The organism is Pedobacter cryoconitis, from assembly GCF_003259615.1.
GTDB classification, from domain to species: Bacteria; Bacteroidota; Bacteroidia; order Sphingobacteriales; family Sphingobacteriaceae; genus Pedobacter; species Pedobacter cryoconitis.
In genome coordinates this window covers 66,670-78,736 of sequence record NZ_QLLR01000021.1, presented here as the reverse complement: position 1 = coordinate 78,736, position 12,067 = coordinate 66,670, and the positions used below count along the sequence as shown (strand labels likewise).

The window sequence follows — 12,067 nt, the reverse complement described above, 5'->3', positions numbered from 1 at the left end:
GATTGATCATGCCGTAAATAGAAGGGCAAAGTAAAGAAATTTATCTGGCAAACTGGCTGACAACTTTTTCAATCACACTGGCAGTCTCATCAGGAAAATTAAATCGATGTGTTTGCGGCTGAAGCACCCATTTCTGAATCACGGGCAGCCAGTTTTTATTAGATCCCCAGATGACCGGCAAACCCATTTCCTGTAAAGCATAAGCATTACACTGTTGCTCATATTGAAATTTCATCGGGACAACCAGTAGTTTTTTACCCAGAAACAAAGCTTCAGCAGGCCCTTCAAAGCCGCCACCTGTGAATAAACCTTCACAACTTGCCAAACTCAGGTTAAACTGCTCATTATTGACAGGACGTACCTGAACATTGCCATCCGTGAAACTTGTCTTTGTATGTTTAGAGAAGACCTGCCATTGCACATGTGGAATTTGTTTCAAAATCGGAACCAGCATTTCATCAGCAATTGCAGGCAAGTATACTGTATAATGTCCCAGGTTACTCGTCTGAAGGTTTCTGATCTCCGAACGGATAACTGGTGTATGGATAAAATCGTCGTATTCTTTGAAATGAAAACCTACATAATGGGTAGAAGGCGCATAGTATTTCATTACTAGCTGTGCCCAGTCTATACTTTTAGGCTTCGGAACTTTCTTCGACTGAAAGGAAGCCTGGTGGCTCAGGCCCACACTCTCCACTCCCTTTAACTTACATGCCCAGGCCGTAACAGGCTCAAAGTCATTTAAAACGAGATCATAATTTTTTAGAGGAAGCTGGCGCATATCTTTTACAAACCGCGGAAGATTCATTGATTTCCAGGTTTCGTAATGGTCTACCCCACCCTTTTTACCGAAAATAAAACTGAAGCCATGAAGCTGATAAGCCACTTGCTGACTTAGTTTAACATCAGCCTGTGTACCACTGATTAATAATTCTACATCGCCGTGCTGTTGTAATAGAGGCACGATTTCGCGTGCGCGGCTGATATGGCCGTTTCCTGTACCTTGAATAGCATAAAGTATCTTCATCCTTGCCGAATATCTGTAATTTTATTTGCTAGACAATTTCTAATTTTATCTTTTGTAGCAACATATTGATATCCAGCTTACTATGTAAATCCTCACTATCAGAAAGAATTCCCTCCTCTACTTCGTCGGTTTGAAAGTCTTTCGCATCGTACTTAAAGATGTTCCAGTTCTGGTCTTTATATTCAAGCGCAGTCAGGTTTTCAACCCAGTCTCCGCTGTTTAAATACAATACCTGCCCATCTTCGGTAGTTACTGTTCGCATTTCGGGTTGATGAATATGACCGCACACCACATAGGCATAACCATTTTGTGCCGCCAGTTCGGAAGCTGTGTCTTCGAATTTATTGATAAACTTAACTGCATCCTTAAACTGCGCTTTAACTTTCTTAGAAAAGCTCATTTTCTCTTTGCCAAAGAGTTTCAGTCCCCAGTTGACAAAGCTATTGATCAGAATTAAACTGTCATAACCTACCGCGCCCAGTTTGGCAAGCCATTTAGAATGCTGCATGGTCACATCGAAGATATCTCCATGGAAAAACCATGCTTTTTTACCGTCAAGTTCTAAAACCAGTTTATTCTGGATATGAAAAGATCCAAGGTGCATGTCTGCGAATTTGCGCAATAGTTCATCATGGTTCCCTGTCAGATAGTATACTGGCACCCCTTCTGTCACAAACTTCATCAGTTTTCTGACCACTTTCATATGTGTTTCAGGCCAGTATCTTTTGCTGAATTGCCAGATATCAATAATATCTCCATTCAGGATCAGTATTTTGGGTTTGATACTTTTTAAATATTTAAGGAGTTCTTTTGCATGACATCCGTAAGTGCCCAGGTGGACATCAGAAATCACGACAATATCAACTTCTCTTTTACACATCGTCTTCATCTATGGTGAGTTCATAGGGACTGAAAAAGAAAGCTACAAGAGCGATAACACAGACAACCGTAATTATTTCTTGCATATCAGTTCAGTTTATATACACAAATATGCAAAACACAGGTTAACAATACATTAAGTAAATATTATGGTATAAATATTTGTATTTTAAGGATTAAGTCAAATAGATTTCAAGATAGTAAGCGTTAGGATTCCGGCTATATTGTGTAAGGGTAGTGTTGCAGTTTGAAGCGGCATTAAAGCGGCGTTGAACCGGGGTTGAAGTAGCTCAGGCCGGTTCAATGCCGCTTCAACCCCGGTTCAACGCTAGTTCAAACTGCAACACACCTAGCCAGACCCCCAACTTTTCAGCCCAATAAAAAAGGGTTGCTGCACCATGCAACAACCCTTATCATTTGATCGGTTAAAAATTCTTAACCTATCTTTTTTGTCTTTTTCTGATCCGTATAAACTGCAAACCCTAAACCTAACAGCAACAGGATTGAACCTGCAAAGGAGATTTTCTCTCCCATATAGTAAGAAGTAGGGTGGAAAATGAAGTCAATTTTATGGTTTCCAGCAGGAAGCTGTGCAGCACGTAATGTATAATCAGCTCTGAAATAAGGCTTCTCTACATCATCAATGTACATTTTCCAGCCTTTATCATAATAGATCTCAGAGAACACCGCAATAACGTCTCTTGGTGCACTATAAGAATAAACCATATGATCCGGATGATAACTATCTAACTTAATCATCGATGTTGGCCCGCCGATACCTGCTTTAGCCGTATCAATTAAGTTTTTATACTTAATATCCACAATCGCTTCTTTCTTAGGATCGAAGCTGCTGATCGCTTTCATTTCTTCGTCAGAGTTTTTTACAAACTGAACCTGATCTACGATCCATGCGTTACCAGCCGCAGACTCATTGCGCTGCATTTTATAAGCACCAGTCTGCTGATCTTGTGTAATGATATATTTCGTGTTCAGCATATCCAGTACATCGTGGTTTACGCTTTTTGTAAACTGATGATCAACTAACTCCTGAATACGTTTTAACCTTGCTGAATGCGCCCCACCAACAGTCTTGTGGAAATAAGAAGCATCTGCACTGGTAAAAGTAGGAATTGATGTATCGAATACCCTGAAATCAGGGTCTTTATCTGCTAAAATAAAAGTATCTACATCCCTTGGCTGATAATGATTGGTCAATGAAGATGCAGGCACAAAATTCTGGTTATTTAAATAACGGCGATCTACCTGCCACATATCAATCAGGATAAATAAAGCCAGTAAACCAAAAGCGTATTCTGCTTTCATCTTTTTAGTGATGAACGCCCACGTTAATCCAAATCCGATAGCGATAAAGATTAAAGTTCTTAAAGCATCAGCTCTGGCCAGCTCTGCTCTGTCTTGTATCAGTGCATTGCCAATTGTCAATGCAATGTTTTTATCATTATTAATTTGCTGACTCAACGCCCCCAGAAAAGCTTCATGGTCAGAAGCTTTGAAACTGAAGAACAAAGTAGGTATAACCGCGATAATCAAGGCGAAACCACCTGTGATGCCCGCAGACCAGGTTAGTTTTTTAACCAGGTATTTCTGGTCATATTGTCCGTCCTGAGCTTCTTTAACAGCAAGTACAGCTAATATTGGGAACAACAGGCCAACGACAGCCAGAATAGATTCTACCGCTCTGAATTTATTGTATAACGGCACATAGTCGAAGAACAGATCAGATATAAATGGCAGATTTTTACCAAATGATAAGAAAAGGAATAAAATAGTAGTCGCTAAGATCCACCATTTGATACGGTTACGTACAATAAACAAACCGAATACAAATAATAAACAGACGATAGCTCCGAAATAATAAGGGCCTGCCGTACCTGGTTTATCTCCCCAGTATACCGGCATTTGTGCTGCAAAACCAGCCGCCTGCTCAGGTGAAGCACCTACAGTTTCAATCGCTTTAGCTACGTTTGATTTGCCATCCAGGCGATTTGTTCCGCCACCATATAAATTAGGGATTAAGAAAGTGAAAGATTCACTGACCCCCTGGCTCCACTGATAAGCATATTCCTTTGGTAAGCCACTATCTGGTTCCGCTGCATCAGCAGTCAGGTTAGATTTACCACGGATAGTTTCTTTTCCATATTCATAAGTTGTCCAAAGATTACTTGCATTCACCATGACAGACAGCAGTACGGCCATTCCAAGAAACCCAAGGGCTTTAGAAAGTTCTTTAGTTTTATTCGCTTTAACAGCGTGATAGATTTCTATTCCGATGTAAATTAACAGCGCTAACAGAAAATAATAAGTCATCTGAATATGGTTCGCCCTGATATTCAGGGCCAGGAAAAGTGCTGTTAAACTTGCACCCATCCAGTATTTACCCCGCATCGTCAGAATAATACCTGCAAGGATTGGCGCAAAAAGGCCAATGGCAAGGGCTTTATTGCTATGCCCGGCACTAATAATTATAAAATTGTAAGAGGTAAATGCAAATGCGATTGCGCCTGCCGCAGCAAGCCAGGGATTAACCTTCAGCACGCAGAACAAAAGATAGGAACCTAAAAGATACATTAAGACTGTTCCTACAGGATTTGGTAAAACATCTGTAATCAATGCTATCCCATAAGTAGTCAGATTGAGCGGATATTGAACCCAGATCTGATAAGCAGGCATCCCGCCAAACATTTCGTTCGTCCAGAGTGGTCCTTTGCCGTCTTTGGCTTTGTACTCCATGATCTCCCGCTGCATGGCTTTAGCCTGCATGACATCGCCTTGAATCGGAACTTTCCCCTGTAAGACAGGACTAAAATAGACGAAACATAAAATTACAAAAAATGCACTGATGGCTAAGTGTATGCCATTCCTTTTTAACCAATTGTTCATTAAGGTCTGTTTATATTAAACTAACCCCAAAAATATAAAATTGATACAGATTAGGAAGGAAATATATCGATTAGCGGGATATTTTTATTTAATTTCCTCGTAATCAACGAAATCACCTAGTTTATCGGCATTTCCCTGCTTAGGTTGTGGCGGTACATAGTCAATTGACAACGAGCCCTCTGGTTTAGCAGAATAGCGCTGTTGTTGTTGTTGTTGCTGCTGTCCGGCATAACCTGTAGACTGTTGCTGCATTTTCCCGAAGATACTTTTGATTACCATAGGAAAAACCAGTCTTAACAAAAGACGGATGATCCAGAGTATCAGTATAGTAAAAAAAAGAAATTTAATTAATCCCATTTATTTTTTCAGTTAATCTACAAATATAGACAGAATTCAATGTTGATTATTACAAACACTGCCTGTTTGTTGTATAATAATTACAATTTGTACAGAAATGTGTTTGTAATCTGCATTTAAACCTATTTAATGGCTTAATCTTCTTCCACGATTTCTGCAACCCTTCCTATTTGCCCGTCTTCCAGACGAACTTTAATGCCGCGGGAATGAAAAGCCGAGGAAGTCAATAAGTTAGCAACTATACCCCTGGTCAGCTTCCCGCTGCGCTGATCTTTCTTTAAAATGATCTCTACTTCTAATCCCGGATAAATATCCGCTCTGTTCTTTCCGTCCATTATTTAACTTTTTGTTTACCGAATCGCTCTGCAAAAACTGTTTCCATTGCGAACATTTCGTCACGCAACCTCGCAGCCATTAAGAAATCCATGTCTTTGGCTGCTTTAGCCATATCTTTACGTGTCTTATCAATTGATTTCTGCATTTCCGGCTGTGTCATATATTGCACAATCGGATCTGCCATGATACTGGCCTGGTTAGTCTCCACATAAGCATTTTTATGCTCCGTATTCGCTGAGAAATCCAGTACCGAAGTCTGTTCCAGGATAGCTTCCCTGCTTTTCCCTACTGTTTTAGGGGTAATGCCATGTTCGGTATTGTAAGCAATTTGTCTTTCTCTGCGGCGACTGGTTTCATCTATTGTCCTGGCCATGGAATCTGTTATTTTATCCGCATAAAGAATAACCCTGCCTCTGTCATTTCTCGCCGCCCTGCCCACGGTCTGGATTAATGCCCGGTCTGATCTTAAAAACCCTTCCTTATCGGCATCCAGGATCGCGACAAAAGAAACTTCCGGTAAATCCAGTCCTTCTCTTAACAAGTTGATGCCAATCAGCACATCAAATTCGCCTAAACGCAATCCCCGTAAAATCTCTACCCTTTCCAGTGTTTTCACTTCAGAGTGGATATAACGGCATTTTATATTCAGCCTGTCCATGTATTTGGTTAATTCCTCTGCCATACGTTTGGTCAAAGTGGTTACCAGTACACGGTCGCCCATTTTTATAGTTTTATCAATTTCATCCAGTAAATCATCCACCTGGTTCACTGCCGGACGTACTTCGATCAGCGGATCAAGCAAGCCCGTAGGGCGGATCACCTGCTCTACTACAACCCCCTCTGTTTTCTGCAGTTCATAATCTGCGGGTGTTGCACTTACATAAATTGTTTGCGGGGCAAGACTTTCAAACTCTTCAAAGTTTAAAGGCCTGTTGTCCAGCGCAGAAGGTAAGCGGAAACCATATTCTACCAATGACATTTTACGCGATCTGTCTCCGCCGTACATCGCCCTGATTTGTGGTACAGTTACATGACTTTCATCAATCACCATCAGGTAATCTTCAGGGAAATAATCCAGTAAACAGAAAGGGCGCATACCAGGCTGACGGCCATCAAAGAACCTTGAATAGTTCTCAATACCTGAGCAATAACCCAGTTCTTTCATCATTTCAATATCAAAATTGACCCTTTCTTCCAATCGCTTGGCTTCCAGTAATTGCCTGTCTCCTATCAATTGATTTTTCCGGACTTCCAGTTCTTCCTGAATTCCCCAGATCGAAGAAGTAAATCTATCTTTTGGGGTCACGAACAGATTTGCCGGATAAACGGCCATATCTTCTACTTTTTCTAATGTTTTACCCGTTACCGGATCGATAATGCTTAATTCTTCAATATCATCACCGAAAAAAGAAACCCGGTAAGCTGTATCTAAATAAGCCGGAAAAATATCAACAGTATCTCCCTTAACCCTGAATGTCCCTCTTTTAAAATCGTTGATAGTCCGTGCATATAAAATTTCAACCAGGCTATGCAGGAAAGTATTTCTGGAAACCCTGGTGCCTACCGCAAAACGGAATACCGAGCGGGAGAAATCTTCCGGATTTCCCATACCATAAATACAGGATATGGAAGAAACGACAATCACGTCCCTTCTACCCGACATTAATGCAGAAGTTGTTCTCAGCCTGAGTTTTTCAATCTCTTCATTGATACTTAAATCCTTTTCGATATAAGTATTGCTGCTGGGCATATAGGCCTCTGGCTGATAATAGTCATAGTAAGAAACAAAATAATTCACCTGATTTTCAGGAAAAAAGTTCTTGAATTCTCCATACAATTGAGCAGCCAGTGTTTTATTGTGGCTCAAAATCAAGGTAGGTTTCTGCGTTTGCTGAATTACATTGGCCACGGTAAACGTTTTACCAGATCCTGTTACACCCAGTAAGGTCTGATAATTTTCATTATTGTTAACGCCTGTAACCAATTGTTCAATGGCGGCTGGTTGATCACCCGTAGGTTTATAATCTGAAACAAGTTGAAATTTCATAGCTATTCAAAGATAACAATTATTGATGTATTGGATTGTCGTGATTATATCCTAAATTTATTGGCATCATGAAATTACTGGTATATGTCCCCATACTTACGCCCAGGATAAAGTATATTTTCAACTTTATTTTCACCGATCTCCTCAAAACACAGGCAGGGTTCAGTTCGAACGTGCAAGAATTTAAGGCTTCAGCATTGCCTAAAATCACCTATTCTGATATGCCTGTTGGCGATGAGCCTTTTTTTAAGAATTCCGATTTCCTGCTGGCACATACCATTTCGCCTCCAACAATAAAAACCACAACGTTCGGGGATATGATAGTCCCATTTGCAGTTGATAACAGCAGTTTACCATTTGATGTTTTCGCTGCAGCGTTTTATTTTGTGAGCCGCTATGAAGAATACCTTCCTTTTACTCCGGATGCGGAAGGAAATTATCCTCCTGAAGCTAGTTTACAATCCAAATTGAAGCTGCTGGAATTTCCGGTTATTGATGGCTGGGCACTGCTGCTCAAAAATCTGTTGTTAAAGCGTTATCCTAAACTTCATTTCGGACAAAAGAAATTTGAGTTCACTCCGCTGGTCTGCATGTATGATGCGCCGGGAATGAGCTCTTTTAACATTTTTAAGCATGCAATTAATTTTTTAAGGAATATTCCTTTCATTTCACGCCCCAGATCTGCCGCTCAGGCAAAGGGAAGCGGATTATCATTGTTCCTGAATGAACAGCATGAAAAATACCGGCTGTCCCCGGTTTATTTTTTTAAACCTTCTGCGGGGGTAGACCAGATTTGCGACCGCCAGATCACTTTTCCAAAGAGTTATCTGCAATTGCTGAAATATGGTGTGCTTAAGGACTACAGAATGGGTTATGATACAACCATTGGTTTTAGAGCCGGCACTTGTACCCCTTTTTTCTGGTATGATCTGCAGCTGGAGAAAACTACGCATTTACAGATTTATCCAGTCGCTATCAATGATATTATCCTGCTGCAGAACAGGACTTTCAACATTGAAGAAACGCTCAATCAATGGGGAAAATTAATCACGAATGTCAAATTATTAAATGGCCATTTTTACGTGTTATGGCATAAAGAAACGCTGCCCGAATTCGGTAAAGGTAAAGTTGGCAGAAGACTATACACACAATTGTTAAGCAATTTTTTATCTTTGTCAAATGATATTTGACCTGAGTAAAACAAATTCTATTGCGAATATTTTCATGGCAGAATTGCGCGATGAAAATATACAGAAGGATACGATGCGTTTCCGTAAAAACCTGGAAAGACTGGGGGAATTTTTCGCCTGGGAGATCAGCAGAAACTTACCGTATAACGATTCGCAGACACAAACTCCATTAGGGATTGCAAAAACTAAAGCACTGGACAGTCAGCCGGTACTGGCCACGATTTTACGTGCCGGATTACCTATGCAACAAGGGATGCTGAATATCTTTGACCGTGCGGATGCTGCATTCGTCACCGCTTACCGGAAGTCAAATCCTGCAGGAACGATAGAGATTCATGTGGATTATATTTCTTCTCCTGACTTAACCGGCAGAGTTTTAGTTATGGTTGATCCGATGCTGGCCACTGGCTTAAGCATGGTGCTGTGCTGTAAAGAACTGATGGCGAAATACAAAATTAAAGAATTACATATTGTCGCTGCTATTGCAAGTGCTGAAGGTGTAAGACATGTACGTGCAAACTTACCACATGCTAAATTATGGTTAGGCGCAATAGATGATGAAATGACCGTTAAATCATATATCGTACCTGGATTAGGTGACGCAGGAGATCTTGCTTACGGAACAAAAATCTAATGATCAAACATATCTTTTTTGATTTAGACCATACGATCTGGGATTTTGATAAAAACGCGAGGGAAACTTTAACGGAATTATATCATCAGTATGAATTGAATCTGCTGGGCCTCCCTGCCTGCGATTTATTCATCGATGTTTATACGGAAAATAACCATTCGCTGTGGGCGGAATATCATTTAGGGAAAATCACCAAGGAAGTATTGCGGTCTGAGCGTTTCAGCAGAACTTTTGTTCAACTGGGGGTAGCTCCGGATTTACTTCCGCCAGGGTTTGAAGCCGATTATGTAAATCAGAGCCCCAGAAAGAAGAACTTATTCGAAGGATCGGAAAAAGTACTGGCTTATTTACAACAAAAATATACGCTGCATATTATCTCCAATGGGTTCAAGGAAACTACCCTGACTAAAATGTCTGCTTGTAATTTAAACCCGTATTTTTCGAATGTAATTATTTCTGAAGATGTGGGTGTGAACAAACCTGACCGTGCAATTTTCGAATACGCACTGCAAAAGGCGGGCGCTCAAAAGCAAGAGAGTATCATGATTGGCGATAGTCTGGAAGCAGATATTCGCGGTGCGCAGGATTTCGGAATCAAAGCGATTTTCTTTAATCCTTTAAATATAGCACAGCCTGCAGATGTGGAGTGGCAGATTTTGCACCTGGAAGAATTAATGCAACATTTTTAGCAATTTGCTGTTTTAATCGGAACAGCCGTTTGGGTTCAGGCCATTATTTTAGTGGTTACCTGAGTTTAAAATTTCTAATTCTATAAGTTAAGTTATGCGCAATTCTTCCGTTTTTTCTTCGCTGAAAGATATTTCAGCTAATTATTATAATTTTTTACGGAAGGTTCCTGAAGGTCAGTTTCAGTTAACGCCACCTATTGGGGGATGGTCCTACAGTGAGGTATACGCTCATATTTTTGATATTAGTTTATTGACGCTTAAAGAAGTTGACAACTGCATCAAGGGGGAAGGAAAAGTAAAGCCCACTGCTTTTATTGTGAAGGTGATCCTGTTTTTCGGAAGCTTTCCTCCAAAGGCAAAATATAAAGTACCTAAAGCATTAGCCGGAAGGGAAAGTAAAATTACAAAAGAGGCTGCTGCTGAATTTATAGAAGAGTTTGTGGAACAGCTGAATATGGTTTACAGCCAGCTTCACCTGGCAGATCCTGCACTTAAAACCCGCCATCCACGTTTAGGTTATCTCAATGCGTCACAATGGTTCCGTTTTATGGAAATCCATTTAAAACATCATTTGAAACAATTAAAGCGAATTGAGAAGAGTTTTTAATTTCACATCTTTGCGCGGATGAAATTACCGGGTTTAAAAGGTTTTGACGAGGAAGCGTTTAACAAGTATTTTAAAAATACGGGTTGGCTGATGTTTGGGAAGATCCTGAGCATGGTAGTTGGCTTTGTGATTGCGCGGTATCTTCGGGCTTCTTCTTTCGGAGAATTAAGTTTTGCGGATGCTTTTACGATGATTATCGCAGCTGTCGGTGCTTTAGGCCTGGACACTTTTATCATCCGGGAAATTTTGAATGAGCCGCAGAAAAAAGATGAAATTCTAGGGACTTCTTTATTGATGCGTTTAGGGGTAAATGCGTTATTAATCCCTATTACGGTCGGTATTTACTTACTTTTTCATACGTATACTGAAAAACCGGGCGATTCCCTGACCTTAATTATTTTAATCTTGTCTTTTGCTTCTTTTTTCAAGTCGTTCAATGTGATTGATTCTTATTTTCAATCGCAGGTTGCTTCAAAATACGTAGTTAAGGTTCAGAATATTTGTGTGGTCTTATCTGCTGTAGTGAAGGTCTTATTGGTTGTTTTTAAAATGCCACTGATCTATTTTGCAGCTTCGCTGACTTTTGACAGTGTTGCGCTTGCTGCTGGCCTGGTTTACATGTATCATCAAAGGGGATTTAGTTTGTTTACGTGGACTTTTAGCCGCAAAAGGGCTATTAGTTTATTGAAACAGTCTTTTCCGCTGATCCTTTCGGCAGTGATGGTTTCTATCTATATGAAGATTGACCAGGTGATGTTAAAAAGTGTAGGTAGTGTTGAGGTTGGTATTTACAGCGCGGCAGCAAAAATAAGTGAGGCTTGGTTTTTTATCCCTGTTGCTATTGTAACGTCTGTTTTTCCGGCTTTAATTCATGCGCGGAAGACTGATCTGGGCCGGTATCAGAAACGTTTAAGGAATTTATATGATTTACTGGTATTTATTAGTTTACCGGTAGCGGTAGTGATCACCTTTTTAGCGCCGTTTATTATCCAGTTTCTTTATGGGGATACCTATAATGGCGCTGGACAAATGTTAGCAATACATATCTGGTCGGGGTTATTCGTTTTCCTGGGCAGCGCGAGTTCACAGTATTTACTGGCAGAGGGTTATACGATGATCTCTTTTCAGCGGACAGCAACGGGTGCCATAGTCAATATTTTACTGAATTTATGGCTGATCCCTAAATATGGTGGTGTAGGTGCGTCGATCGCTACTTTAATCGCTTGTGCGGTCAGTGCTTTTTATCTTTTATTAATTCCCAAAACCAGGGATCAGGGTATAATGATGTTAAAATCATTATTTTTGTTCACTGTGTTTCAAAAAATATTCAATAGTCAGAAAAATTCACCGCATGTTTAGCTTTAAGCAGCGGCTGGGTTTATCCGGATTTTTCAGAATTT

At 40.3% G+C, this 12,067-nt stretch carries 11 protein-coding genes; 5 read left to right on the top strand and 6 right to left on the bottom strand.

From position 1 onward, the window contains the following. Positions 1–40 precede the first annotated feature (40 nt). From LY11_RS18265 to uvrB, 6 genes are all read right to left on the bottom strand, one after another. Positions 41–1,027, bottom strand: a complete 987-nt coding sequence (locus LY11_RS18265) for a glycosyltransferase family protein (protein ID WP_111635084.1) — start codon at positions 1,025–1,027, stop codon at positions 41–43. A gap of 28 nt (positions 1,028–1,055) precedes the next feature. Next, complete coding sequence (locus LY11_RS18260) at positions 1,056–1,907, bottom strand: UDP-2,3-diacylglucosamine diphosphatase (protein WP_111635083.1); 852 nt, start codon at positions 1,905–1,907, stop codon at positions 1,056–1,058. A gap of 434 nt (positions 1,908–2,341) precedes the next feature. Continuing rightward, positions 2,342–4,807, bottom strand: coding sequence for a hypothetical protein (locus tag LY11_RS18255; protein WP_111635082.1), 2,466 nt, complete (start codon positions 4,805–4,807; stop codon positions 2,342–2,344). Positions 4,808–4,891: 84 nt separating this feature from the next. After that, complete coding sequence (locus tag LY11_RS18250; RefSeq protein ID WP_111635081.1) at positions 4,892–5,164, bottom strand: DUF4834 family protein; 273 nt, start codon at positions 5,162–5,164, stop codon at positions 4,892–4,894. A 134-nt stretch (positions 5,165–5,298) separates the two neighbouring features. Further along, positions 5,299–5,499, bottom strand: coding sequence for a YwbE family protein (locus LY11_RS18245; protein ID WP_068405291.1), 201 nt, complete (start codon positions 5,497–5,499; stop codon positions 5,299–5,301). Beyond that, the gene (gene uvrB, locus LY11_RS18240) at positions 5,499–7,547 is read right to left on the bottom strand and encodes an excinuclease ABC subunit UvrB (protein WP_111635080.1); all 2,049 of its coding nucleotides are present in this window, start codon (positions 7,545–7,547) and stop codon (positions 5,499–5,501) included. The genes LY11_RS18245 and uvrB overlap by 1 nt, the downstream gene beginning before the upstream one ends. A gap of 68 nt (positions 7,548–7,615) precedes the next feature. Between uvrB and LY11_RS18235 the strand changes: the two genes are divergently transcribed. The 5 genes from LY11_RS18235 to LY11_RS18215 all read left to right on the top strand — a co-directional run bounded on the left by LY11_RS18235 (position 7,616) and on the right by LY11_RS18215 (position 12,026). After that, complete coding sequence (locus LY11_RS18235; RefSeq protein ID WP_111635079.1) at positions 7,616–8,737, top strand: DUF7033 domain-containing protein; 1,122 nt, start codon at positions 7,616–7,618, stop codon at positions 8,735–8,737. Beyond that, positions 8,727–9,371, top strand: coding sequence for a uracil phosphoribosyltransferase (gene upp, locus LY11_RS18230; RefSeq protein WP_111635078.1), 645 nt, complete (start codon positions 8,727–8,729; stop codon positions 9,369–9,371). The genes LY11_RS18235 and upp overlap by 11 nt, the downstream gene beginning before the upstream one ends. Next, positions 9,371–10,060 carry a YjjG family noncanonical pyrimidine nucleotidase gene (locus tag LY11_RS18225; RefSeq protein WP_111635077.1) on the top strand — a complete coding sequence of 230 codons (690 nt, stop codon included), beginning with the start codon at positions 9,371–9,373 and terminating at the stop codon, positions 10,058–10,060. The genes upp and LY11_RS18225 overlap by 1 nt, the downstream gene beginning before the upstream one ends. Positions 10,061–10,154: 94 nt before the next feature. Next, the gene (locus LY11_RS18220; RefSeq protein WP_111635076.1) at positions 10,155–10,667 is read left to right on the top strand and encodes a DinB family protein; all 513 of its coding nucleotides are present in this window, start codon (positions 10,155–10,157) and stop codon (positions 10,665–10,667) included. Positions 10,668–10,685: 18 nt separating this feature from the next. Beyond that, positions 10,686–12,026, top strand: a complete 1,341-nt coding sequence (locus LY11_RS18215) for a flippase (protein WP_111635075.1) — start codon at positions 10,686–10,688, stop codon at positions 12,024–12,026. Positions 12,027–12,067: the final 41 nt, after the last annotated feature.

Bases quoted from the DNA above. Each gene is read 5' to 3' on its own strand.
- LY11_RS18265 (WP_111635084.1), bottom strand. From the start codon at position 1,027: ATGAAGATACTTTATGCTATTCAAGGTACAGGAAACGGCCATATCAGC.
- LY11_RS18260 (WP_111635083.1), bottom strand. From the start codon at position 1,907: ATGTGTAAAAGAGAAGTTGATATTGTCGTGATTTCTGATGTCCACCTG.
- LY11_RS18255 (WP_111635082.1), bottom strand. From the start codon at position 4,807: ATGAACAATTGGTTAAAAAGGAATGGCATACACTTAGCCATCAGTGCA.
- LY11_RS18250 (WP_111635081.1), bottom strand. From the start codon at position 5,164: ATGGGATTAATTAAATTTCTTTTTTTTACTATACTGATACTCTGGATC.
- LY11_RS18245 (WP_068405291.1), bottom strand. From the start codon at position 5,499: ATGGACGGAAAGAACAGAGCGGATATTTATCCGGGATTAGAAGTAGAG.
- uvrB (WP_111635080.1), bottom strand. From the start codon at position 7,547: ATGAAATTTCAACTTGTTTCAGATTATAAACCTACGGGTGATCAACCA.
- LY11_RS18235 (WP_111635079.1), top strand. From the start codon at position 7,616: ATGAAATTACTGGTATATGTCCCCATACTTACGCCCAGGATAAAGTAT.
- upp (WP_111635078.1), top strand. From the start codon at position 8,727: ATGATATTTGACCTGAGTAAAACAAATTCTATTGCGAATATTTTCATG.
- LY11_RS18225 (WP_111635077.1), top strand. From the start codon at position 9,371: ATGATCAAACATATCTTTTTTGATTTAGACCATACGATCTGGGATTTT.
- LY11_RS18220 (WP_111635076.1), top strand. From the start codon at position 10,155: ATGCGCAATTCTTCCGTTTTTTCTTCGCTGAAAGATATTTCAGCTAAT.
- LY11_RS18215 (WP_111635075.1), top strand. From the start codon at position 10,686: ATGAAATTACCGGGTTTAAAAGGTTTTGACGAGGAAGCGTTTAACAAG.